The organism is Thermogladius sp. 4427co (assembly GCF_051933805.1).
Lineage (GTDB): Archaea > Thermoproteota > Thermoprotei_A > Sulfolobales > Desulfurococcaceae > Thermogladius.
In genome coordinates, this window is sequence record NZ_CP196893.1 from 193,718 (window position 1) to 218,003 (window position 24,286).

The 24,286-nt window shown below is 44.0% G+C and carries 22 protein-coding genes; 7 read left to right on the forward strand and 15 right to left on the reverse strand.

The genetic code is table 11. The features are described from left to right. Positions 1–1,527, reverse strand: a complete 1,527-nt coding sequence (locus tag ACSU1N_RS01035) for a glycogen/starch/alpha-glucan phosphorylase (RefSeq protein WP_440059775.1) — start codon at positions 1,525–1,527, stop codon at positions 1–3. A gap of 88 nt (positions 1,528–1,615) precedes the next feature. On the opposite strand from ACSU1N_RS01035, the gene ACSU1N_RS01040 reads away from it, so the two are divergent. After that, complete coding sequence (locus ACSU1N_RS01040) at positions 1,616–3,229, forward strand: M28 family peptidase (RefSeq protein WP_440059776.1); 1,614 nt, start codon at positions 1,616–1,618, stop codon at positions 3,227–3,229. A gap of 6 nt (positions 3,230–3,235) precedes the next feature. Continuing rightward, complete coding sequence (gene pheT / locus ACSU1N_RS01045; protein ID WP_440059777.1) at positions 3,236–4,909, forward strand: phenylalanine--tRNA ligase subunit beta; 1,674 nt, start codon at positions 3,236–3,238, stop codon at positions 4,907–4,909. Positions 4,910–5,064: 155 nt separating this feature from the next. Here the strand turns inward: pheT and ACSU1N_RS01050 are convergent, their stop codons facing one another. From ACSU1N_RS01050 to ACSU1N_RS01085, 8 genes are all read right to left on the reverse strand, one after another. Next, positions 5,065–6,009 carry a hypothetical protein gene (locus tag ACSU1N_RS01050; RefSeq protein ID WP_440059778.1) on the reverse strand — a complete coding sequence of 315 codons (945 nt, stop codon included), beginning with the start codon at positions 6,007–6,009 and terminating at the stop codon, positions 5,065–5,067. Next, the gene (locus tag ACSU1N_RS01055; protein WP_440059779.1) at positions 6,006–7,244 is read right to left on the reverse strand and encodes a hypothetical protein; all 1,239 of its coding nucleotides are present in this window, start codon (positions 7,242–7,244) and stop codon (positions 6,006–6,008) included. Before ACSU1N_RS01055 ends, ACSU1N_RS01050 begins: the two co-directional genes overlap by 4 nt. Before the next feature lies 1 nt (position 7,245). Next, entirely contained in the window at positions 7,246–8,790 is a 1,545-nt protein-coding gene (gene pheS, locus ACSU1N_RS01060) for a phenylalanine--tRNA ligase subunit alpha (RefSeq protein WP_440059780.1), read from the reverse strand. Positions 8,791–8,870: 80 nt separating this feature from the next. After that, positions 8,871–9,674: an ABC transporter ATP-binding protein gene (locus ACSU1N_RS01065; protein ID WP_440059781.1), complete on the reverse strand. Its 804-nt coding sequence runs from the start codon at positions 9,672–9,674 to the stop codon at positions 8,871–8,873. Further along, on the reverse strand, positions 9,644–10,606 hold the full coding sequence (locus ACSU1N_RS01070) for an ABC transporter ATP-binding protein (RefSeq protein WP_440059782.1): 963 nt from the start codon (positions 10,604–10,606) through the stop codon (positions 9,644–9,646). The genes ACSU1N_RS01065 and ACSU1N_RS01070 overlap by 31 nt, the downstream gene beginning before the upstream one ends. Further along, positions 10,597–11,496, reverse strand: a complete 900-nt coding sequence (locus ACSU1N_RS01075; protein WP_440059783.1) for an ABC transporter permease — start codon at positions 11,494–11,496, stop codon at positions 10,597–10,599. Before ACSU1N_RS01075 ends, ACSU1N_RS01070 begins: the two co-directional genes overlap by 10 nt. Continuing rightward, positions 11,493–12,521 (reverse strand): ABC transporter permease, encoded by a 1,029-nt coding sequence (locus ACSU1N_RS01080; protein WP_440059784.1) that lies wholly within the window; start codon positions 12,519–12,521, stop codon positions 11,493–11,495. Before ACSU1N_RS01080 ends, ACSU1N_RS01075 begins: the two co-directional genes overlap by 4 nt. Beyond that, positions 12,522–14,135 (reverse strand): ABC transporter substrate-binding protein, encoded by a 1,614-nt coding sequence (locus ACSU1N_RS01085; RefSeq protein ID WP_440059785.1) that lies wholly within the window; start codon positions 14,133–14,135, stop codon positions 12,522–12,524. A 227-nt stretch (positions 14,136–14,362) separates the two neighbouring features. Here ACSU1N_RS01085 and ACSU1N_RS01090 point away from each other — a divergent pair, with 227 nt between their 5' ends. Next, positions 14,363–15,427, forward strand: coding sequence for an ornithine carbamoyltransferase (locus tag ACSU1N_RS01090; protein ID WP_440059786.1), 1,065 nt, complete (start codon positions 14,363–14,365; stop codon positions 15,425–15,427). A gap of 16 nt (positions 15,428–15,443) precedes the next feature. On the opposite strand, the gene ACSU1N_RS01095 is transcribed toward ACSU1N_RS01090, so the two are convergent. Continuing rightward, positions 15,444–15,809: a hypothetical protein gene (locus ACSU1N_RS01095; protein ID WP_440059787.1), complete on the reverse strand. Its 366-nt coding sequence runs from the start codon at positions 15,807–15,809 to the stop codon at positions 15,444–15,446. A 72-nt stretch (positions 15,810–15,881) separates the two neighbouring features. Further along, on the reverse strand, positions 15,882–17,252 hold the full coding sequence (locus ACSU1N_RS01100) for an SLC13 family permease (protein ID WP_440059789.1): 1,371 nt from the start codon (positions 17,250–17,252) through the stop codon (positions 15,882–15,884). Between the two features lie 20 nt (positions 17,253–17,272). Here ACSU1N_RS01100 and ACSU1N_RS01105 point away from each other — a divergent pair, with 20 nt between their 5' ends. Further along, positions 17,273–17,995: a hypothetical protein gene (locus ACSU1N_RS01105; RefSeq protein WP_440059790.1), complete on the forward strand. Its 723-nt coding sequence runs from the start codon at positions 17,273–17,275 to the stop codon at positions 17,993–17,995. Positions 17,996–18,201: 206 nt separating this feature from the next. Next, positions 18,202–18,453, forward strand: coding sequence for a TIGR00304 family membrane protein (locus tag ACSU1N_RS01110; RefSeq protein ID WP_440059791.1), 252 nt, complete (start codon positions 18,202–18,204; stop codon positions 18,451–18,453). Here ACSU1N_RS01110 and ACSU1N_RS01115 read toward each other — a convergent pair. Further along, positions 18,437–18,712, reverse strand: a complete 276-nt coding sequence (locus ACSU1N_RS01115; protein ID WP_440059792.1) for a hypothetical protein — start codon at positions 18,710–18,712, stop codon at positions 18,437–18,439. The two genes, ACSU1N_RS01110 and ACSU1N_RS01115, sit on opposite strands and share 17 nt — an antisense overlap. A 31-nt stretch (positions 18,713–18,743) precedes the next feature. After that, on the reverse strand, positions 18,744–19,727 hold the full coding sequence (locus ACSU1N_RS01120) for an ATP-binding protein (protein WP_440059793.1): 984 nt from the start codon (positions 19,725–19,727) through the stop codon (positions 18,744–18,746). An 83-nt stretch (positions 19,728–19,810) separates the two neighbouring features. On the opposite strand from ACSU1N_RS01120, the gene ACSU1N_RS01125 reads away from it, so the two are divergent. Continuing rightward, positions 19,811–20,716 (forward strand): glycosyltransferase family 2 protein, encoded by a 906-nt coding sequence (locus ACSU1N_RS01125; protein WP_440059794.1) that lies wholly within the window; start codon positions 19,811–19,813, stop codon positions 20,714–20,716. A gap of 63 nt (positions 20,717–20,779) precedes the next feature. Continuing rightward, positions 20,780–21,046, forward strand: coding sequence for a transcriptional regulator (locus ACSU1N_RS01130; RefSeq protein WP_440059795.1), 267 nt, complete (start codon positions 20,780–20,782; stop codon positions 21,044–21,046). Positions 21,047–21,171: 125 nt separating this feature from the next. Here the strand turns inward: ACSU1N_RS01130 and ACSU1N_RS01135 are convergent, their stop codons facing one another. Both ACSU1N_RS01135 and ACSU1N_RS01140 read right to left on the reverse strand, forming a co-directional pair. Then, entirely contained in the window at positions 21,172–23,085 is a 1,914-nt protein-coding gene (locus ACSU1N_RS01135; protein WP_440059796.1) for an ABC transporter permease, read from the reverse strand. Positions 23,086–23,096: 11 nt separating this feature from the next. Continuing rightward, on the reverse strand, positions 23,097–24,200 hold the full coding sequence (locus tag ACSU1N_RS01140) for an ABC transporter permease (RefSeq protein WP_440059797.1): 1,104 nt from the start codon (positions 24,198–24,200) through the stop codon (positions 23,097–23,099). Between the last annotated feature and the right edge of the window lie 86 nt (positions 24,201–24,286).

The following is a 24,286-nucleotide window of genomic DNA, read 5'->3' on the forward strand; positions in this document are numbered from 1 at the left end:
CTAGACACCTTCAAAATAATATTTATGCAGCACGACCCTCATATCAACTTTACCAGGGGTCTTGATCACATCGTTTAACGCGATATCCCAATACTTTTCTCTATCATTATAGTAGATATCGATTAGTTCTAGAAGCTTCTTCTTGAATTCCGAATAGTCTCTCTCATCTACTTCCTTAGCCCGTGGATCATCGTATATATTAATGAAATCTCTTATATCCTCTCCGAAAAACCATCCTGTAACATTTTCTTCTATCACTTCAATAGCCGCGCCATCCCTAGATGATAGCACGGGAGTAGCATTAACCAGCGATTTCATGAAGCTGGTACCACTAGCTTCCCAACCGCTGAATGGCGTAAATAGCAGGAATGTGCTACCTCTGAGTATAAGGTTTGCTATGGGGACATCGTAGTCGTGGATGTAGACTACATGCTTGAGTTTTAAATGCAGGTCTCTGAATTTCCTCGCATAGTTCAAACCGTCGAAATCCTTTGGGTGTGGCTTTCCTGCCAGTACGAAGACCGCTCTAATATCCGGGTTTTCCTCTATAAATCTCGATATGAAATACGGGCGTTTGTATCGGGCTAGCCTCCGGGGCCAAGCTATTATAGGCTTATCCCCTATATCGAGGTCGTTCTTATAGCTTTTCAGGAACGAAGCCAGCTTCTCCCTATTATCGTTCTTTACAGATACGACCAGCTCTCTAGTTATTTTACCATTACGGTAGGCGGTTAGAAGCCTGACATCCATCCATCTCTCTAGGCTAATACCATTGGTTATAGAAACTATCTTGTCCCTGTATTTAGTAAAAATCCTACCGATGACAGATTCCTGTTTCTTCGAGACGACAATGCCTTTTCTCAACCTAGCTAACGCGTAGTCAGTTAGCATGATATTATCGCCTAGAAACAGGCCGAACTCTCTCGCAATCAAACTTCCAGGAAAAGACGGGTGGCCCCAGGGGCCCGGCGTGTGAATTATAATCCTAGCCTTATCGTCTATGCTATTCATAGCCATTAGGAGGAGTGCAGTATGGGCTTCTTCTAGGTCGATTATTCTCACGTTTTCCAATCCTATAAAATTCTTTATAAAATATGATGAGCTCTTGGCTAGAAGCGCGTAAGCTAGGAATTGGCTCTCGAGGGTATCATTCATATACACTCTGTCAGTTAACTGCCTAGCCCACTGCGGGCATACTGCTTCGAAGAAGACTGCTTTAGCAGTCTTATACTCGTACAAGTATGGTTTTACAATCACCTCCTCCCCCTTCAAGGTTACGCTAAATTCCGGCCACGGTTTTAGCTTAGATATAGCTTTCGGATCCATAGACTCAGGTTCTGGAACAGGTTCTACACCGTCGAATCTCAGCTTCACGTATCCATGTCTATAGAATAGGGTGAGAACCCAATAGTCTAAGCCTATTTCGCCCGCTGTTATAAGCTTATCTCCTTCTAGTACACCAAGCCCTCCTGCGTATGTCTTTAAATCGTCTATAGCTATCTCAGGTGTAATACTTATAATTGCCATAATTACCATCCTGTGTAAGCAACTTTAAATGATAGAGTCACTAATATTTAAGCGGGAGTTTATACAGCTGATTGAAAGGTGTTCCATATTGAAACTACGCGAGGAAGCAGGCAGGATATTGAAAGAGATCCCAGTATCCTTAGGCAGGGATCTTCTCTATATTTTAACAAGGTATCATAGGGTTACCGGTTCTAGAGGATTGATCGAGGCGGTTAGAGAACTCAAGGAGGTTCTAGAGAATTCTGGAATCCCAGCTAGAATACACTACATCGACAATAATATTACGAAAGGATTCATTGAAACACCTGTAGGCTGGATACCTAGGAAGGCTGAGCTAGAGATCAAGATAGCAGGCAAGACTATTGCTAGGCTGGATTTAGACAGCCACCCAACCCTATTATCAGCTCACTCACCTGGTGGGGAAGGGTGTGGAAGGGTGAGGGTTTGCGAGAGCGAGTGCTCGGGTGAGGTTGTTCTGACGAACCTCAACCCCTACGACGCCTACAATATTATCGATGCTAAACTAATACTTCACTACGATAAGAACAGATACCATGACGCAGTCCCATACACCGGTCTGTTTATCACAGAGAAAGAGGTTAAACACGGGAAAGTAGTCATGAATATTCCTTTCAAGATCGCTATGGAAATAATGTCGAGACTGCTGCAGAAGCCGGATATAGAGGTCGAAGCTTGCTGGAAGTCGGATGTATCATTCGAGAACCTAGGACTCCCAGTACTGGTCTCGTGCGAGGAAAGCCCTAGAGTATTGATAGTAAGCCATATATGCCACCCCAAGCCTGGCGCTCACGATAATGCTAGCGGTAGCGTATCAAACTTTCTCTCCGCATTCGCAATAAGGAATATGAAGAAAACCGGCGAACTAGGAGTTTGTCACGTATGGGTTCCCGAATACACCGGTACTGTCTTCGTAAAGGGCTTGCTAAAGGATCTGCCAGAATACGTTATCAACCTTGACATGGTGGGCTCGAAGCAGAATGTGACGGGTTCCGTGCTCTCGATTGTAAACCCCCCGTTAATGTTCGAAGCAGCTGCATCCGCAGCATTATATGTATCGGCTAGAGCGGTCTTCGATAATCTCGAAGGCTTCGAGGGGATACCCCAGCCGTCGATAAGATATGATATATCGCCTTATAGTGCGGGAAGCGATCACGACGTCTTCCTAGTCTGGGGTATCGACTCGGGTATGTTAAATGAGTGGCCTAGCAAGTACTACCACACGGACTACGATACCCCTGATACTATATCGCCTAACCAACTAGTGAACACCGCAGCTGTTGCCACGCTAGCATCCAAGATATTATCCGATGAGTATCTAAGGGCGAAGACTACCAGTTTGTACAGGAACTACCTGAGAGACTGGTATATGGTTAAATCGATAACACTAGGATTAGAATCAGAAGCTGTATTAGAAACACGGTATAAACCCAGTGGCGAAATAATGGCTTCACCATTCTCGAGCAGGTTTATATACAAGAATATTGGGAGGGAAGCATTCTACAAAATGAGGGGTATTAAAGGGGCTTTCAGCTACTTAACAGTCTACGCACCAATAGCTGAAGCAAACGGTGTCAGAGACCATCTCCAGAGATTTATTAGCGAGGAGTTATTAACCTGGGATAAAGAGACAGTGAAAACAGTATCGGAACTCTGGGAGAAACTTAGAGGCTTTCTGAGGTAAACGTATATGCCAACTATCAGGGTGTCGCTAAGCGATTTGTATAGCCTCGTAGGAAGAGAGCTTTCTAGAGAAGAGCTTTTCAACGCCTTGACGAAACTAAAATGTGAGATTGAAGAGATCAGAGGGGATGAATTAGTATATGAGGCTAACCACGATAGGCCTGATCTATTTAGTGTAGAAGGATTATCGAGAGCTATACGTAATATCCTGGGACTACCGAGGCGAAACATTGTTATAAGAGAATGCGGTTTCGAAGCATATGCTGAGGAAGTTCAAGGGAGGCCGTACGTAGCCTTCGGGATAGTACGCAATATATCCTTAAGCGATGAAGCTCTGCGACAAATCATCCAGCTACAGGAGAAGCTTCACGCCACATACGGTAGGAATAGGAAGAAGGCTAGTATAGGATTATACGACCTCGATAAGATAAGACCGCCCGTTTACTATAAGGCCGCAGACCCCGACAACACTAAATTTAAACCCCTGGGGTATAGCCGGGAGATGACTCTTCGAGAAATCCTTAGTGAAACTGATAAAGGCAGGGAGTACGGGTTTCTGATAAAAGATTTGGCTAAATACCCTGTCATAATGGATAGTAGAGGAGGTATCCTGAGCCTCGCACCGATACTGAATAGCGAGGAGTATAAAGTCACTACTACTACCAGGAATATCCTAATAGATTCAACGGGCTTCGATCCCGAGACAATTGTCAACATGGTTACGATAATGAGTTACAGCCTCTCTGAGAGGGGTTCTAGCGCTGAAATCTGCGTGGTTAAGACAAAATATCCGACCGGGCGTGAAATAGTTGCCCCGAGGACGAAAGGGGTTCCGATAGAAATACTTGTTAGCGAAGTAAACAGATTGATCGGCATAGATCTCGACGCAACCACGGCAGCGGAATATCTGAAGCAACACGATTACTCAATACACCTAGTCGGAGAAGACAGAGTCGTTGTTGAACCGCCTCCCTATAGAATTGATATATTAAACTGGGTGGATGTTGCCGAAGATATTGCTATTTCATACGGCTACGAAAGGTTAGGAATGGAGGCAAGGAGTCTCCCACCCTCATATGAGAAAGGCAGGAGCGACGAAATCGAATATCTATCACATAGACTAAGAGAGGTCATGGTTTCACTAGGATTCATGGAAGTCTCCAACTATATGATGACCGATTCATCCTTCGACGTCAAATTCTTCAATAGGAGTATTGAACCGGTGACTGTAATTAATCCTGTAAGCGAGAAATTCAATTCTCTAAGAACATGGCTTACTCCTGGTCTACTGAGCATTATTATAGAAAATAGAGAAAAAGCGAAAGAATTCAAGATCTTTGAGATAGGGGATATCGTGTACGTAGGTAAAGATGGAAGAGTCGTAGAAGAGAGGAGGCTTGGAGTAGCTTTATCGAGGAGCGATTCAACACTCACAGACGGATTATCACTGGTTGTCACAATACTTGATATCTTCGGGCTTAAACCCGTTTTCAGAGAAGCCCCTATAGAAGGATTGCTGCCTGAGAGGTCGGCGAATATCTTTGTTGACAATGATTTAATCGGGTTTGTAGGAGAAGTCCACCCGACTATACTCTACAAGCTGGGCTACGACAAGCCCGTGGTCGTAGTAGAACTGAATATAGAACAATTGTTAAAAACGTTGAGAAAGCAATTAGTATAATGAGGATGAGGCTTGGAAGGGATGACCGTTAGGGATGAAATCACGGGCCTTTCTGAAAACGGGTCTGCTATATGACAAATACTGTTCTACCGTTGATAGTAGCAATCATCTTATTTCTCTTGGGTCTACTAATGGAATTATTCTATAGGAAATCTCTACCCCGACGGAATATAGAATAACTCGTTCTCCCAAATTATTTTACGAGCGAGCTTCCTACTTACCAAGGATTCGATAGCGATAATCCCATAGTCCCCATATAACCCCGTTATCTCTGTTGTTCTCAACGGCTTACGAATGATATGGTTATACACTTCGATGAAAGCTCTCTTTGATTTAGCCTTGACACCAATGCTTTTTCTTGAGCATTCTACGGCTTCCACCCCTTCTTCAACAAGTTTCTCCGAGATTCTGCCTAGAACACTTTTCGAAACGGGTTTCAGATCGAAATTTCTAACCGGCCTATCGAGTGTTTTAATAAAACCTTTCCTTGGCCTTAGTTTGTATAATAGAATATGTACATACTCATCTAGGTAAGCAGAGAGATTACTCTCTAAACCTACTCTACCAACATATACATCGAAGACTATTTTATCAGCGTAACTCTTGTATTCTGACAAAATAGATGCTAAACGTGAATAATATTCGCCTGCGCTCAGGTTCAAATTGTGAGCAGGACTATACATGGTAGACCATTCGAGATCCGCTATGTAAAACGGGACTACTAGTAAGTCTACTGCTTCGAGAACCGTTGACAAAGCCCTCGCGAAATACATGTTTGTTTTCAAAGCTAGTTTAAAACCGTACTTACCGGCTAGGCTTTTGAGCTTACCTAATAATTCGGGTAATTCATCGTATAGGAAAGGATCTGCGGATCCATCGATATACAATGTCTCTAATCTTAGTTCCCTCTCGCTAATACTCTCCTCGACCAACATCTCTAATTCACCGGGGCTATATTTTTTCAAAGAGGATTTCTTTACTGGTATAGGGCAGAAAGCACAGGATAGAGGACATTTAACAGTAAAATTAAGAGGGTCTAGCCCTAGAGAGCTGCCGAAACACCTACTTGGATGTGGGCCGTAGACCGGTTCTAGTCTCATTTATTAAACACCTTGCTTTCTAATAAGGCTATATACATCCCTTGCCCATCCACTATATGCGGCATAATTCTATAAGTATAATCACTTGATCTAAAACCAGGGTAGGCGGGGGATAGATAGGGTTCTTTCAAAGGGATCGCTTCTGCCATATCTTCTCGAATAACCTGGTCTACCACCCCTTCTCCTTCCTCGGGCAGTATACTACAGGTTATATAAATCGTGATACGGCTTTGCTTTAAGACATTTTTAAGGATCCTATATTGGATCCTAGTATAATGTCTTAAAGCGACTTCCGAAAACCTTATTTTAACGGTGGGGTCCGAGTATATCGCACCTGTTCCAGTACACGGAGCATCGACAATAGCCTTGTCGAATATCCTACTATAATTGTTTAGAATAGAGTCGCCTGCTACAACTATAGCTCTCTCCAACCCGCCGTATTTAGATAACGTGTTGGCCACATATCTAATCCTCTTCAGCGAGTAGTCGACTGCGACAGCCCTAGTACTCGAACTCATAGCTAGGACGAACTGTAGTTTTAGGCCGGGAGCGCTGCAGGCATCTAGCAGAGTACCGTCGTATGGTCTGCCGGCGTGCACTGATAGGATGCTCGAGATATCATGGGGTATTAGAACCCCTTTCCTAACACAGTCTAGTCTACCGATCGGAGTATAGGGGTCTCCGAGTAGTTTTACTGCGATATCTATGTATTTAGACTGCTGGAAATTCAAATTCTCTTTCCTAAGGCAGGCTAGCCCGTCTTGATAATTTGTTTTTAAAACATTTATCCTAAGCCACCTTTTCCTCTCATTAAGAGACCCAAGGATTTTCTCTAACTCCCCAATCTCCAAATAGTCTGCTAGCTTCCTTACAATTAATACTGGGAAGCCGTATTTTAGCGAGATAAACTCTACGCTACCGAACCTACCCTCATATAAAGATGCCTTATCTTTTAGTTTTTCAATATCGAAACCAATAGATGACAAATACCCTGATATCCCGTAGGGTGTGGTTGGATAGCCTTCTATTCTAGCTAGTAGTCTTATTGTATGATAATGTATTAGTGTATCAAAACCTAGTTTGTAAAGCTCCCTGAGCTTGCTGGCAGGAAACCTGTATTTCCTTGTTATCGCCTTAAAAGCTTGCTCGAAACTCACGTTCCTAGATGTTACAATACGCAGCAACTGCGATATAAAGAACCTGATGTCTCTTACAGGTACCTGATAGCCTGCCATACTAATCCGGTATAGGTTTAACTACTACACTACTACCACTAGTCTTGCTGTAGTAAAATGGTAGAGGCCTGCGTTTCACAGACCTGAGGAATTCTATATCTTTGGAGAATAAGAGCCTTATATCGTCGATGCCTAGATACCACATAGCTAGTCTATCTACTCCAATCCCCCATGCTATAGCCTTGTAGCCTTTTGCGCCAAGCATCTCCATCACCTCAGGCCTGAACACTCCTCCTGGAAATACCTCGACCCATCCTAGCCGGGGATGCTTGATATATCCTTCAACACTTGGTTCTGTAAACGGGAAGTATCCTGGTTTAAACCATACCTCCTTGATACCAAGTGCCGCAGCGAATTCTTTAAAGAAGTAGAGGAGGTGTTTGAAATTAACATCCTTCCCGACTATAATACCGTCTAACTGATAGAACTCCATGCTATGCTTTGCGTCAAGGTTTTCAGGCCTAAATACCCTGTCTATTGTGAAAGCCCTGTACTCCCCTCCGCCTCGTGAATAAATCGTTCTCGCAGACACGGCTGTACACTGCGTCCTCAGAACTAATCTGAACGCTCTCGAAGGATCCCATTTATACCTCCACCCCTTCTCGTGGACAGCCCCAACCCTCTCTACCAGATCCTTGGGGAGGTCTCCTACGATTTTGTTAGCAACGTAGAACGTATCGTGTATCTCGCGGGCCGGGTGATCCTGAGCTTGGAATAAGACGTCGAAATTCCAGAGCTCTGCTTCAACGTGGGGGCCTCTGACTTCTTCGAACCCCATAAATATAAGTATTTCGCGTAGTTGCCTAATGAAATCCATGAACGGATGGTATAGGGATGGCTTGAGCCTAGGCGGGGGGATGCTAAGGTCGAATCTCTTGATAACGTATTCCTCGAAACGATTGCTATGCTCGGGTAGGACTACTGTAAGAAGTTTCTTGGGCAGTATCACATCTGATTCGAGCAGCCGCTTCAGGTTACTAGAGCCTTTGACTATGATAAGGCTCTTCTTCCTCGCGGAAACCATTTTACGCTTTCTCAGCAAGTCTAATAGATCTATCTGTGTATCACCTTGTTCTATTTTCCTGAGCGATATTCTAACATACGCCGATTCTTCAGCTATCTCAACACATCTGGTTTCGTCATCGATTTTCACGATACCATTCTCTACCTTTATGCACTTGTTTTTCACCAGCACCTGAAATGCTATATTAGAATCCTCGCTATCAAGTCCCGACTTATTCGATAAGCATTTTACGAATTCGCTTGCCGTCTTGCCGAGACAGGACCTGTAAAACCTTAAAGCAACCTCCTCGGGCAGCCCTCTTTCAAGGTATCTCCTACCGTAATCTGTTAACTCGTACACGGTCACTGTCCTAGTCTCCACTTCAACAAGCTTTTTGCTTGCTAACTCAGCTATATCCCTCATCAGGTCTTCTGGTTCCGTTTTTAGAAGGTTTGAAAGCGTTTTCGCATCTGCTTCAGCTAAATCCGCAACCGCCTTCAGTATCTCATACTGTCTCTCTGTTACAAACACCTTCTCCGTCAATAAACCACCTCGTTAAACTACCGTTTTATATATCCTTTGGTGCCAACGTTTTATATAAATTAGGTTTTTCCTAATACCTTTTAGAGGATTTCTAGTAGATAGCTCTTAACCAGGATCCTTGTATATTCATGTTTTGGTCTCAAAATTATCTCTTCTAAAACCCCTTCATCCACTATCATCCCATCTTTCAAGATAATAGCCTTATCAGCCAGGTACTGGGCTACGGCAAGGTCGTGGGTTACTAGGAGGATACTCATCTTGAGCCTACTGTAGATCTCATTTATCGTATTAATGATCTGGGCCTGGGTCGAGACGTCTAGTGCTGAAGTAGGTTCGTCTAACAAGAGTATTCTAGGCCTTGATATGATTGCCCTAGCGATCAAAACCCTTTGTAGCATCCCACCGCTTAAGCTCGACGGGTATGTTTCTAACACCTCCTCCCGTAACCCAACCATTTTAATTGTGTCGAGAAGTATCCTATTGAGCTCCCCACTAGGTATCTTCGATCTCTCGACTGGTTCAAGGATGCTGGTTTTAATCTTTACTCTCGGATCTAATGCTTTATAAGGGTCTTGAGGTACGTAGCCGATGTTTTTAATAGCCTCCATCCAATTCTTTTTTGAAGCATAAATATCCAACCCGTTGACGAAAACCCTTCCCCTAAGAGGTCTAAGTAGGCCTAGGATCACTTTCAAGAGTGTTGTTTTACCGCTTCCACTCTCGCCTATTACAGCAACTCTCTCGCCTTGTCTAATACACAAGCTTATTCCTTTCAATACCGGGTTGAAGCTTTTTACTATTGAAAGACCTGATCTAATTATGTAATAGCCCGCTATTACATTATCAAGCTTTACTACGCAGTCTCCTTGGCCAGCGGCTTCCAACACTTAACCCTCTTCCCATCTACTTCTATTATAGGAGGCTTAATGAGACACGTACTGTCTCTAAAAGGACATCTATCGTAGAAACTACATCTAGCATCTTCAATGTATAAAGCCGAGGGGGGCTCCCCGGGTATTGATCTCAGGGGTTTCTTGACTCCTAGAACAGGTACAACATTGAGCAGTAGCCTCGTATAGGGGTGGGAGGGATTCTCCAGGATGCTTAATGCCCCGCCTTCTTCTAGTATTTCGCCGGCATACATGACCGATATCCTATCGCATATTTTCCCAGCTAATAATATGTCGTGGGTTATTATTATGATAGTTGTCTTATAGGAATCCCTGATCTCTTTAAACACCCTCATTAAATGGAGCTTTAGGTGGGCGTCTACGTTGGAAGTCGGTTCATCAGCGACGATTAGCTTAGCCCCTGTTGCGAGACTTAACCCGATGGCAACCCTCTGCTGCATCCCACCGCTTAATTCGTTAGGATAGTAATCTAGGACGCTCGGGTTGAGTCCTACAGTCTTCAAGATTTCAGCCGCGTAATTCTTAGCATCAACCTCGTTGTAACCACGTTCTTTCAACACGTTCCAGAACTGCCTCCAGATCTTTATGAAAGGATTAAGAGATGAGCCCGGGTTCTGTGGTATGTATGCTGTAACCCTCCCTCTAACACCTTCATATCTCCATGAATCGTCTTTTAAAACCAGTTTGCCGAATATGTATAACTCCCCTCTAGTAACAGCGTATGGAGGCAGAATGCCGGTAATAGCGAGCCCGAGAGTCGTCTTACCACAACCGCTCTCTCCTACAATACAGTGGATACTCCCCTCCTCGACCGATAAGTCTATGTTCCGCACAACCCACAACACCTTGTTTTCTTCATTCAAATACCCTACTCTAAATCCAACAGACCTTACAGCTAGAACCATAGCTTCCACCTCCTCCTGAGCTTAGGGTCTATCTCCTCTCTTAACGAGTCGCCTACCATGCTGAAACCAAGCGCTGTAATCAGGATGAAGAATCCTGGTATGAGGCTTATCCAAGGCATTTTAAGTATGTAGTAGAACCCGTTTTGAGCTATTACTCCCCAGTCAGGGGAGTCTGGGGGGAGCCCGAATCCTAAGAAGTTAATGGATGATGCTTCTAGCAGCACACTGCCAAGGTCTGTAATAGCCTGGACTACTACAGGAGGGCTCGCGTTCCTTATTATATGTCTGTAAATAATCTTGTAGCCGGGTATGTAAGCCAGCTTGGATAGAGTGACGTAATCCATTTCAGTAATGCTTCTAGCATAGACGTAGGCGATACGGCCATACCAGGCCCACCAGGTTAGAACCATGCTCGCTACCACTACCTGTAGACCGGGACCGAAAACCATTTTCAAGGGGGCTGCAAGGAGTATGGCCGGCATTGCTAGGAATACTTCTATAATATAGTTGAGGACGTGTTCGATAAATCCTTTGTAATAGGCAGCTACTATACCTAGTATAAGGCCGATTAACAAGCTTATACCCGTGACTAGGACTATCTGCAGCAATGCTGTAGAAGCCCCGATGAGGACTCTAGATAAAAGGTCTCTCCCTTTATCGTCGGTTCCGAATAAATGAGACAGGCTAGGAGGCTGTCCTACTCTATCGGTCTGATTCAATGGGATTAGCCCCCATCCTTCTTCGGGGTAAGGGGCTATGAAAGGAGCTGATATTGCCATAACGATGATTGCTGTGATAATAATTATCCCGATTCTAAACCTCAACCTCTTTCTCCAAGCCCTTCTACCGGTATTTATAATGGTTGTAAAATATGGTTCGGGTTTTCTCATAGCCTGATCCTCGGGTCGATAATGGATTGGATAATATCAGCTAGAGTATTGACGATAATGTAGAATACTCCGACAACTATGAGTATGGATACTGCGAGTTTGAAATCGTTAGAGACAATAGAGTTCACGAGTAGGTTACCCAAGCCCTCGCGTCCAAAGATGTATTCGACTATCATAGCATCTACAAGGCTGTATGCGAAAGCTAGGCCGAAGACCTGTGTCAGAGCTGGTATAGTGCCTCTGAAAGCATAGCCCCAAACTATCGTATTCCTCTTTAAGCCTAGAGCAACAGCCTGTCTAACATAATCCTCGTTTAATGCTTCAGCCATGAGGGCCCTGACTACCCTAATACCTACACCAATAGGGTATACTGAGACTACTAGAGCAGGTGGTATAAGCCTCTTTAATACGTCTAGGAAGAGTATTGGCTCGCCTTCTAACAATGTATCTATTAGATAGAACCCTGTTATAGGGTGGAAACCAAGGGAGGCTGCTAGACGAGCATTTATTCTCCCATACGAAGAGACCCCTAAGAACTCAGCTAGTAGGATGAAAACTCCAATACCAATCCAGAAAGATGGAGTGTTAGCCAGGATAAATCCGAAAACATCTATCGAGTCACCCCTGAAACTCCCCCTGTTCAAAGACGAGTACACGCCCATAAAGACCCCGACCGGAATACCAATCAAATATGCTACTATAAGGAGTTCTAATGTAGAAGACATATGAGACCAAATAGTTGGTAGAACAGGGGATTTAGTGCTAATCGAGTACCCGATATTACCTGTGAAAATGTTCATGATGAATAAAACAACCTGTATGTAAAAAGGTTTATCGAGATTTAGCTCTCTCCTAGCTATCTCGATAGCTTTATCAGCACCAGGCCCCCTCGGGTTTCCAGCCCACCTCACAGCCGGATCGCCAGGGGACAGTATTATGAGATAATACGTTACGATAATAATACCTAGGACTATGAGGGTAGAGTAAAAAACGCGTTTAAAAACATAGTTCAGGCTGACAACCAACTATGCTGTCACCTGGACGTATTGGAAGAATATTACATACATGTACAAGGGGTTTACCGCGTTGTTAGGGATATTGATCCTCGGGTTGTATACGAAGACTTTTATCTCATCCCACAAATTAGCTGCAACACCTTGCTCGAATAATATTTCCTGGGCTTGCCTATATAGCTCCATGGCTTTCCCGTAGTCGGTTCCTTCGAGCATGAAAGCGTTATCCACAAGGTTATTGAATGTCTCGTTTGCGAAACCGCTCCAATTCCATTCTTTGCTATCACTATGGAATAGATTGTAAAGGTAGTCGTATGGCGATATAATAGTAGGCCACCAGTCATTTATGAGCATGTGGGGCGTGTTCTCGGGATTCTCCCAGACTGCTTTACCAGCATCTTTCATAGCATCCCATGTAGCGGGTACTAGCTTAACGTTTACACCTATCTGAGCTAGACTGCTCTTGAGAATGCTCGCGAAATCCTCTTCCTCCTTATAATCGGTTTGATACATGAATTCTATTGTTACACCAGGTTTTACACCGCTCTTCTCCATCAATTCCCTCGCTTTAGTAATATTGTACTGGTATGTCAACCCTGGCTGGAAACCAGGGAAGTAGTGTGGTAGGTATCCGCTCCCTAGGAGAGCGTAGCCTTTCATAGCGTCTTCTACTATCCTATCCCAGGGTATTGCATACAGTATAGCAAGCCTGAATTCCGTGATATTCGTCGGATACCTCCTCGTGTTAAAGACTAGGAAATAACTGTGGAATGTCGTGAGGTTAACGTATTTAAACCCTCTCGAGATAACATCCCTTATACTTATCCTTGGAATACTTGTAACAATGTCGATATCGCCGCTAACTAGCCCGTTGTACTGCTCCTGCGGGTCGGTTTTAATCTTGATAATAACCTTGTCTGGTGCTTTATCGTTGTTTACAATACTCCAACCCCACCATTTATCGAATTTAACAAGTACCACCTCATTATACGGGTCGTAGGATACGATTCTATAAGGCCCTGTCCCCTCATCTCTTCCGGTGTTGAACCAGTCTCTAAGCTTTAAATCTGTATAGTTCTGCACACCTGCCTTGATTAAAGCGTTTGGATTAAATATGTATGCTGCGTAGCTGGATGCTGCTATAAGGTCGAGCCTCTGCGGATACCTTAGTTTGAATTCTACCGTGTAGTCGTCTAATGGAGTAACGTCTTCTACAGCATCCCAAATATACCCTAAGCCTATACCATACATCTCGTAGACTTCTTTAGCCCTCTTCACACTGACTACTACAGCGGAAGAATTGAACGGTGTGCCATCGTGGAATACTACGCCTTTCCTAAGGTAGAAGATCCATACTGTATTATTCTCCCTCGCCTCCCATCTCTCTGCGAGAGCGGGTATTGTCTGATTATTTATAGGGTCATAGTATAAGAGCGGTTCATAAACTGATCCAAGCACTACAAGTCCTGTGTCATCTTCTAGACTAGGGTCTATGCCGGTAATCCTATCGTTATACGCGTAGACAACGATCTTCTCGGCATATCCTCTATGGCTAGTATAATAAAAGTAGGCGGCTAAGCTAGCTATCAATACAGCTATTAGTATGGCCAGAGCTAGTTTCTTCATCTCAGACACTAGGTTATTGCTTAAACAATTTTAGGTTTTAAAACAAGACCCGTTTGCCTAAAGCACTTTCAATAACGTTAATACGTCTGGAGTAAATGTAGTTATTACTGTTTCTCTACATCTCTCGGAGTAAGCAAATACCTACAGCCCGCGTTAAATAGATACCGGCTGGTTTAAATATTTAACCCAGGCCCTCTGTTAAAACAGACAGGTATAAAGGTGGTATAATGCCATCTCTAAGATACCTGGTTAGAGAACTAAGCGGTAAAGACCTTATATCGACGCTTGAATGGAGCGATGAAGAATTAGAAATAGCGTTGAAGCTAGCAGAAGAGTTCAAATATATAGCTAACTACTACGGGGTAGAAGCAATACCCAAGGTACTGGAGAGGAAAGTATTCTACATGCTATTCTTCGCCCCCTCGACTAGGACCAGGGCGGCTTTCGAATCAGGGATGTACTTCCTCGGAGGGCACGCCGCATACATAGATGCTACAACTACCAGAATGGCTTTTGGGAAACAGGAGAAAGTCGGTGAGGCTATTAAAGATGTTGCAGCAATGTACGACCTCTACGGCCACGGGCTGGGCATAAGGATCCTTGATAAAGCAATAGACTACCTGTATGGTGTTGGCAACGCATATATTAGAGAGATGGCTAAAGCTGCTAAGATACCTGTAATAAACATGGCTGACGACATGTTCCACCCGACACAGGGCTTAGCCGACATCTACACCTTTATAGAGAGATTCAAAAACCCGCGGGGCAAGAAATATGTCATAATGTGGGCCTATAGCCCCGAGATAAGAGGTTGGTGCAGCCCCCAGGAAGACATGATACTATTCCCAAGGTTCGGGGTAGACGTCGTAGTCGCCAGGCCTCCAGGATTCGACTTAGACCCGAAGCTCGTTGAGAAAGCTAAAGAGCTGGCTAGAGAGCATGGAGCTACATTCGAGGTTACAGACAACTTACAGGAGGCTCTGAGAGGTGCTCACGCAGTTTTCCCTAGGAACTGGGCTTCACCGACTCTAGTCCAAGTAGGGTATAGCAAGTTCAAAGATGAAGAGCTGAAGATCTACGAGAAGTACAAGAACTGGAAGGTTACGAGGGAGTTAATGGATCTCATGGATAAACACGGCGTCCTAATGCACGTGCTCCCAATATTCAGAGGGTTCGAAGCCGACGACGATGTAATAGACGACCCGAAGCGCTCTGTGATATACGAGCAGGCTGAAAACGGATTATGGACTAAGATGGCTGTACTAGCTCTAACAATGTATGGAGTTAAGTAATTTTTTACTCTTTTCCTTACTTTCCTATATACTCATCAAAATCTACTTCCCTACCATGTTTTACAAACCTAATCCTTAGGTCAGGCCTTACATCCAAACCCAGCCTCCTCGCCACGGCTAAGACCGTTAACCCATCTAGTTTATCCACGGCCTTTCTCCTCAGAAGTTCATATAATACTAAGACAACGGTTTTGTACTCGTCGGGGTACAACGCTTTCGTTTTCTCAAGTATTTCGCGCGCTCTCTCATCTGATAGATTTCCGTATACGATTGCCTCGGGATCTACGAGGTTACGGGAACTCTCTTCTTTCCTAGTTGTAGAGGTGGATAATAGCTTCTTCATAAGCTTTAACCTGATTTCATCAGGCAGTTCGTCTGCCACGAGTCTACCCCCAAAGAATTATCATTATCACAAGGGTTTTTCAATTAAAGCCGTTGATAACATGAGTTATGTCTATGTGATAACTGTTACAGGATATAGGAAAACAAGGTATATTCCAAGATTGATTAATGTTACTAGAAGACCTGCCTTAAGGAAGTCTACGAAGCCTATTGTAGTATTCATTCTCGATTCCAGGTACTCTATGATTATTATATTAGACGCCGCCCCTAGTAAAGTAAGATTCCCTGCGATAGTTGTAGACATAGCCATGGTGATCCAGGTTATATCGTAGCTAGCCAGACTATGGTTGGCGCTGATATAGGATATCAAGAGCTTAGTGAACGGTACATTGCTTACTAGCTGGCTCCCTAGTATCGATAAAATGGATAACATGAGTATTGTCTGGAAATTTAATTCGTTCGCTGACGCAGGTAGGAATGCTTCTAGCAAGGGCTGTAGCACCCCACTTCTCCAAACACCCTCCATAGTGATAAACATTGATATAAAGAAGACGATCGTCCCCCAGTCGACGTTTGAAAGCGTTCTTCTAGGATTACTCGTAAATATGTAGAGTGAGGCCGCTATAATAAACGGGATGAAACCCCTGTACTCGATTGAAGGTAAGCCTAGAATCTGGAAGATATCGTTAAGTATTAGGGATATCACAGTTACGACTAATCCCGTAGCCGCTAGGAGAGCGTCTCTCCTATTCCTTATCCTTTCATAAGGGATTATCAATACGTTACTGTAGCTCCCATCTCTTATTCTGAACACATGCATTAACACCAAAGGAGTCGCTACTAGGTTTACGAAAGTTGGGATAGATAGGAGTGCTACGAATTTGACGAATGGTGCTTCAATACCCGATCTGACGGCTATTAATACATTTTGGGGGTTTCCAATAGGGGTCATCACGGAACCTATTGTTAGAGAGAATGCTAGGAGTAGGAACATAAATCTCGGGTCTATGTTTAGCGCTTTAGCAATAGTATAAGCAATAGGCGGGCCCATTAGAGCAATCGTATCATTCATAAGTATTGAAGCCATTAACCCGAATAATATTGAAGAACCTATTATGAGCCCCTTTCTAGTTTTAAAAATAGAAATGAATCTTCCTGCTAGATAGTCCAATAGACCGGAGCTCTCGGCTAAACCCGTTATACTAAACATCCCTATAAGGAACAGTATAACATCCCAGTCTATAACGCTACCAACCTCGTCTACTTTCACCAGCCCTAGTGCTATTGTGATAAACGCTGTAAAAGACATTATGCTCCAGACAGGGATTCTAGGATTGCGACTCCCAGCGATTAGGGATCCTAGTAGTAGAGATACTATTAGACCGCCTACGATCATTCTACCTGACAAGCCGGTGCTCACCTTGTTAACCTGTAGTAGTTTAAACGATACTCCGCATACACCGATTTTAATCAGGTACCTCATCTTTTTAAAGAGGGGGCTGGATGTTCGCTCTATACGCTTCTATAGTCAAAAACCTTAGAGGAGTAGCATTATTCGATTTAAACGAAGAAGGTGTCTGGGATAGTATTACCTGGTTGAAGAAGAGGTTCAGGTATAGAAACCTCGGTGTCACACCAGTTATAGCCGATAGGTTCAGGGATAGGATCAAAGATTATCTAAACGGTAACCCGTTTAGAGAGCTTGTACTACCTATTCGAGAACTTGGAGAACTCGTTGGTAAATTGGCGGAAGCCGGCGGGATACCACTAGAGGTGTCGGAGCTACTTATCTTCTCATCCACATACATCTCCCCTTCACTATTAATCGGTGAAACCTTTTCCAACACTATAACTAGTTTAGCAGTATCTACGGTGAGAACATGCAGAGAACTCGATTTGAAAAGCTGGAAACTACACTTGAGGATAGCTGACTACAGTATTCTAGACTCCTACGAGGAGAATGTTTCTAGTTCTCTCAGAGCCCTTGAAAAACGTGATGAACGATTAATTAGAGAGATACTAGAGTCGAGAAAGAATGCTATCGAGAAGGATAAGAAGAGGTATTGGAGGATCTCCTGTGATAGCGGCAGGGTTTTTATCAGCTACGTAGACCTCCTTGAGATAGCCTTTAGGAAGGGTATACTGGAGACGCTGATACAACCCCTTGAAATAGCCGCGGGCCTTGCAGTAGTCCCCGTCGTCCATATTCCAGCAGGTCTAAAATAACCTAGGAACTAGATGAAAGGGTTTTAGAATTCTTGGCATGCGAAAGCTGATGCAGATCCGTATTTAGAGCTTGCCTATGCTCATAACTATGGTTTCTCTGTTTTCACAGGCATGAAATCAGGTAATAATTCAGTAATTGCATGCCTGCTTGAGCGAGGTAATAATTCAATGATATTTTAAGCTGTTTAAAGTATTGTATATTAAAGGTGGTGGTTATAACAGGGTTGATTATCGTTCTACTAGGCTTTTTAATAAGCTTGATCGGTTTCCTATTAGTTGCTATTGGAGCAATTACCGAGAAGAGAGGTGAGAAGAAGGATGTTGAAGCAGGAGGTGTTCTAATAATTGGGCCTATCCCAATAATATTCGGCACTAGTAAAAGAACTGCCCTGATATCAGCTGTGATAGGCCTCGTGTTAATCGTTGTTTTCATAATACTGATTACACTACTAGCTTAGAGGGTTGTGTCTTGAAGAATCTCCTGGCTATAGGCATGGTATTGTTTGTTGTAGGAATAATTGTCTCTTTAGTAGGTATGTTATACCTTGCGTTAGAATCGGGGGCTTCCTCAAGCGTTTCAACAGGTGTCTGTATACTATTGTTCATTATACCAATATGCTTCGGCTCCGGACCTGCCGCAGGGCTTCTAATAGCAGTATCTATCCTAGCAATCCTCGTAGTTATAACCGGGTTACTACTCTTCGTTTTCTCGAGCAAGAAAGCGGGAATAGGAGACGCCGTGTATTGATTAGGGAGGCTCCTGTATCTGAACCCGGTTTCCGGCGAAGTATTCTGATATAATGTACCTTCTAACAGAGAGTCCGGCAGGATATCCGAGTATTCTCCTAGTGAGACGGCAGAAAGAGCACTCGCTACCACTAGATAACAAGCCACAACTCCTGCATATAGTAGGCTTCTCAGATGCGCGCTGAGGCTTTTGGAGCATTCTCTTAGCGTGGGCTCTCAGTAGTGAGATTTTAAAGCCTGGCGCCTCCCTCTCTATTTTCTCAACGAAATCTCTAATAGCATCCTCCATCCAACCAACATATTTGAACGGGCAGTGGAAATCTATATATGGGAGATGTCCAGCCCGGGCATAGTCTTCTATCTCGCTCTTGTAGAATTCGTAGAAGGGTTTAATCCTCCTAGCCGCTACCCCGGGTATTTCAGCATTTACCGGGGCCAGCTTCTCTAGTGCTGTCGAGTCCTGTGTGATAAACCCTTTTATCAGATAGATGATCAGGTCGTCCGCGTGATGCGCTGTCGCCACTGCTTCATAGCCTACATCTAGTGTGAAAGCATTTAGAATATATCTTTTGACTAATCCGCATATACTACACGGACTCCGCTTCTTAACTACTGCTTTAACCTGGGGTATCGACAAGTCTGTCTCCCTTAGATCGATTATGAAATAGTCGAGTCCTCTCTCCTCGCTAAACCTCTTAACTATTTCAGCAGATTTCCCAGAGTACTCGCCTATACCGAGGTTTATGTGAAGCACGAGTAGTTTGAACAACCCTAGTTTATCCAGCATGTCCGCTAGCGAAACACTATCTACGCCGCCTGAAACCCCTACTACAATCCTCCCCCCTCTCCTAATCATCCTGTACCTCGTAATCGTTTTCCCAAGCTTCTTCAGCAAGTACTCTTCTAAATGGGTCTTGCATAGATTCAGCCTAGCATAAGGTATGCGTGCTACAGCCTCTCTCTCGCAGAACGAACATTTAACCATAGAGATTCCTTCTGGCTAATTCTAGCAGGCTAGTTGTTCGGATTTAAATACTATAACCAAAACTAATTAATATAATCGGGAACATGGAAAACCCTGATTACACTATTGTTATTCCTGTACTCAACGAGAAAGATGGGTTAGAGAAGACTCTGCAAGAGCTGGTAGAGCAAGGTTACGAGGTTTCGAGGGTCCTGGTAGTAGACGGGGGTTCTACAGACGGTACTATTGAAGTAGCCAAGATGTATGGTGTGAGGATTATCAGGCAGGATGGCAGGGGTAAGGCTGCCGCTATTAAAACCGCTTTGAAATACTTGGATACCGAGTACACAGTTGTAATAGACGGGGACTACACCTATCCCGCAGAATATATTAGGAGATTGCTTAGCAAACTATCCGAAGGATACGATCTAGTTATAGGTGCTAGGAGAAAATTCGAGAAGGGTGCCCAGGGGCTCGTATACAGATTCGGCAACTGGGTGCTCACAAAATTGTTCGACCTATTCTATGGTATTAATCTCACAGATGTATTAAGCGGTATGTATGCTGCTAGAACAAGCTTGCTTAGGGAGGTTGGGTTCGAGTTCAAAGGTTTCAGTGTCGAAGCGGAAATAGTCTCGCATTTCGCGTCGATGGGGTATAGGATTTCCGAGATACCTATATACTATAGGAAGCGTGTCGGCAGGAAGAAGCTTGGTGTTAGACACGGATTCTCGATCCTGCTTAGTATCATCCTGCTCACATGGAGGTATAACCCGACTTTCACAGTATTCCTGCTAGGAGCATTACTCCTCATACCAGGCCTATATTTCGACTTCTACGTTATCCTAAGATATTTATTCTACCATACGATACACCACGTAAGGGCTTTGATGGGGGCTGTGCTTACAACATCTGGTTTAATAAGCCTTGCCCTAGCACTTATTACTTTCTACCTTAAGAGGATGGAGATAAGGCTTTCGAGGGCTATCTCACGCTGCAGGAATATTTAATGCGTTAAATACTGGGTGCAATATTTTTATTCTGAAAACCCTTTCCAATAAGAGGGGTCTGGATTGAGCAGGGACCAGGTTGTTGGATGGGTTTTGGTAGTTGTCAGCATTATAGTCATAATAGCATACGGCTACATTCTGTTCGCGACACAATACTCGCAGATCCTACTACAGATAACTGCGATGATAGCTGTTGTAGGCGTTTTCGGGATACTCGCCTGGATAGGCTACACGCTAGCGACGACTCCACCGCCTAAACCCATTGAAGAAATCGAGAAAGAGATCGAAGAAGAACTCAAGAAGCTTGAACAAGAACAGGTTAAACAGTGACTAGGGTTAACAAAAGTTTTTTAAGATAAGAGTTTAAACATTCTTTAAAACATATTTGCTTACGAATGATGACTTACTCCCGGTATGATGGGTGAAGAAAACTTACCTGGCTGAAAAACTATTCCCTAGAGCGTTCTAAGCCTTGGCTCAACAATCCTCTCTATAGCCAGCCCTACTAGGACGAAAGCTAGGCTCGTTATCGATATTAGTAGTCCTGGCGGGAATATCCACCACCATACGTCAAACCTGTTAGAATCCCTGGCCCTGCTTAAGACAGCACCCCACGTAGGATACCCGGATCTAATACCTAGCACGCTGAGACCAGCCTCTGTCAGAATAGCACCTGGCACAGAGAACACCATTGAAGCCACTCCGTACGCTGCGACCTGTGGCAATATGTGTTTGACTATAATCCTTGAGTGGCTAGCGCCTAGTGCGAGAGCTGCCTCTATATAAGGCTCTTCCTTAATACTCAGAGTCATAGTCCTAACCGTTATAGCTAACCCGCCCCATCCGAATACTATTAGGACGGTAATTATCGTCATTAACACCATGAAAGGATTGTTCACGAATACCATTAACGCTATCTGCCCTAGCAGTATCAGAATCGGGAGTAGCGGTATATTCCCTATTACGTCAACAGTCCTCTGGATCAACTCGTCAACCCAGCCACCGTAGTACCCGCTTATAACCCCTAGTATAAGACCTATTAAAGTCGTTGCGATAGCCGCTGTCAATCCTATTGCCATTGCTACTGGGAAGCCATAGTATAAGATCACAGCTAGATCCCTGCCCATGTCATCTGTTCCAAGCAAGCCGTATGCGGAGCCTTTGAAAATAACTCTGACAGTGTTAACCGGGAGTCCCTGGATCTGGTTTACTGGTGCTTCGGTGGAATACGAAACAATTACTTGGGCAGTATATACTCCTTGAAGCGGTTCTGTTCTCACATCGATATTGTAATACTTGGTCGTAGTCTCTAAATCGCTTATTACTTTCGAAAGACCGTTTATCGAAGACGATAGCGTAGACGACTGGTTTGCGGTTAGGATATTGTAGGGTATTGAAAGCGCGTAGGCTTGGGTGGCGTTCCCCAGGGCGTTGTATAAGTGCGGGATCATATCTGAAGGCGTTTTAGAGCTCATGGCTAGGCCTAATTCTACCAGCGTCCTGTTCAGGCTTGAGCGAACGATTTCCACACCCTCCCCGGTCTGAGGCAAGCTCTCGTATACTTCTCTCACGCTACTGTATATCGGTAGAATAGCTGCTGTTATATTACCTAAAGTTATATTAACAAAGAGCCTGCCGAATACGTAGAACTGCGAAAACGACCTCATTAGTGTCGCTATATTATTGATTATTCCTAATTTAACTGTGCCTACTAGAGTAGTATTACTCCCTATCACCTGGGCTATCTGCGTCTCGTTAACGTATTTATTTACTAAGGCTGCTGCTATGTCGTTATAATTTGTCAAAGATAGTTTTGTATCCGTCCTCGCATAGAGGCCTGTTACACCTGGTACTGCTGGAGTAGATGTTGCAAGGACTAGGGTTAGATTATCCGGCCTATTCAACACAAATGTGATAGTCGGGGATATAATCTTCCAACTCCCATTTGTCGTAATATTAAATACGGCTACACCTAAAACTTTCGCTATTACATCCTGCGGGTACTGTGGAACTTGGAGTCTATAAGTTGCTGTGTAGGTATAGTATATGAAGCCTGCTTTTTCGACTGTCGAAGCAGGCATGGTTAATACAACTACTTTTTGAGGGGCTACTGGCTGGCCGAAGACGCTAACCCACTGCGGGGGAACTAGAAGCGGGTTTTCATCCCAGAATGAAGGGCTCTCCCACATTGCGAGCAGGTTAGAAGGCATTGTTATAGTAGCCGATATTGATACAGCTACTAGTATTACTAGGAGGATTAAACCTATCTTACCTGTCCCATAGCTCCATACTTCCCTGATTCCGCTGGCAAGTGGTTTGATGAATCTCTGGCTTATCGTCCTGGTTATAGAAGGCTTCTGCATACTCATCGGCTCTCACCTCACCTATACCTGACTCTAGGGTCGAGAAGAATGTACAGTATTTCGAGTACCAGCCTAGCTAATATGTATACTAAAACTAGTATGAAGAACACTCCCATTACAGTATTGACGTCTGCTGTGGTTATAGCTGCATATGTTAGAGTGCCCATTCCAGGCCAGTCGAATACAGACTCTGTTATTATCAGGCCACCTAGCGAGCCTGCTAGAGCTAGTATAACGTATGTTACTATAGGAGGCGCCATTACCCTTACTATATACTTTCTAGCGATATCTTTCTCCGGCAAGCCCTTGGCTTTAGCTACCATTACATAATCCTCTCTAACAATCCTTAGCACCATTGCTCTAATAGAGTAAAGCCATGTACTCAAAAATGCTATAACAAGTGTTACAACAGGCAGGACTGAATACCATGCTATGTAGCCCATGTTCACCAGAGGGTCGGACCAGAAGTTATTCATATATGTAGCTAGTAGCCTGTAGTTTGTGGGGAATATTCGGAGCGTGTATCCGAATAGAGATAGCATTATCATAGCTAGCCACCAGACAGGTACGGCGTTGAATAATGCTGCGTAGCTTACTATCAGCCTATCCCATAGAGAGCCGTGTTTGTAAGCAATTCTCGGAGCGAGAGGTAGGGCTATAGCAGCGCATATTAATTCCGCTACTGTAGCCATTAGAATAGTCCTCGGCAACACGCCAGCAATTACATCTATTACCGGCTGAGGCGGTAGTTTCCCTATAAGCGCTGTTATAGCGTCCTGGCTGGTGTAACCGAAATCGAGCCTGAGGCTGTTAAATACAAGCTTCCACATCCTGATGTACGGTGGTACCGGGTTGCCCTGGGCATCTATTATTCCATAGTACTGCATCCAGTATATTGTCATTTTATTTTTAAATTCCTGGATATCTGTCGGAGAGGCGCCTGGATGAGTCCTAGCGTAGACTTGGACATCCGCCTGAACATTCTGGGTTACTAGCGCCTGGTAGATTCTCTGGGCGAACCCGGTGCCTTCTAATATAACGGCTGTCAGTATCACTATTAGTATAAAAGCTATCGCTAATAAGACGGCTCTCCTTAATATAACCCTTCCTGCCCCAGGCATTACAGACACACCTATGCCTTATAATATTGGGTTGTGAAAAAGTATTTATAGATAACTTTCGGGAGGAGGAGTTTCTATGTGGGTTA

Bases quoted from the DNA above. Each gene is read 5' to 3' on its own strand.
- ACSU1N_RS01035 (WP_440059775.1), bottom strand. From the start codon at position 1,527: ATGGCAATTATAAGTATTACACCTGAGATAGCTATAGACGATTTAAAG.
- pheT (WP_440059777.1), top strand. From the start codon at position 3,236: ATGCCAACTATCAGGGTGTCGCTAAGCGATTTGTATAGCCTCGTAGGA.
- ACSU1N_RS01050 (WP_440059778.1), bottom strand. From the start codon at position 6,009: ATGAGACTAGAACCGGTCTACGGCCCACATCCAAGTAGGTGTTTCGGC.
- ACSU1N_RS01055 (WP_440059779.1), bottom strand. From the start codon at position 7,244: ATGGCAGGCTATCAGGTACCTGTAAGAGACATCAGGTTCTTTATATCG.
- ACSU1N_RS01070 (WP_440059782.1), bottom strand. From the start codon at position 10,606: ATGGTTCTAGCTGTAAGGTCTGTTGGATTTAGAGTAGGGTATTTGAAT.
- ACSU1N_RS01075 (WP_440059783.1), bottom strand. From the start codon at position 11,496: ATGAGAAAACCCGAACCATATTTTACAACCATTATAAATACCGGTAGA.
- ACSU1N_RS01085 (WP_440059785.1), bottom strand. From the start codon at position 14,135: ATGAAGAAACTAGCTCTGGCCATACTAATAGCTGTATTGATAGCTAGC.
- ACSU1N_RS01090 (WP_440059786.1), top strand. From the start codon at position 14,363: ATGCCATCTCTAAGATACCTGGTTAGAGAACTAAGCGGTAAAGACCTT.
- ACSU1N_RS01100 (WP_440059789.1), bottom strand. From the start codon at position 17,252: ATGAGGTACCTGATTAAAATCGGTGTATGCGGAGTATCGTTTAAACTA.
- ACSU1N_RS01105 (WP_440059790.1), top strand. From the start codon at position 17,273: ATGTTCGCTCTATACGCTTCTATAGTCAAAAACCTTAGAGGAGTAGCA.
- ACSU1N_RS01120 (WP_440059793.1), bottom strand. From the start codon at position 19,727: ATGGTTAAATGTTCGTTCTGCGAGAGAGAGGCTGTAGCACGCATACCT.
- ACSU1N_RS01125 (WP_440059794.1), top strand. From the start codon at position 19,811: ATGGAAAACCCTGATTACACTATTGTTATTCCTGTACTCAACGAGAAA.
- ACSU1N_RS01135 (WP_440059796.1), bottom strand. From the start codon at position 23,085: ATGAGTATGCAGAAGCCTTCTATAACCAGGACGATAAGCCAGAGATTC.
- ACSU1N_RS01140 (WP_440059797.1), bottom strand. From the start codon at position 24,200: ATGCCTGGGGCAGGAAGGGTTATATTAAGGAGAGCCGTCTTATTAGCG.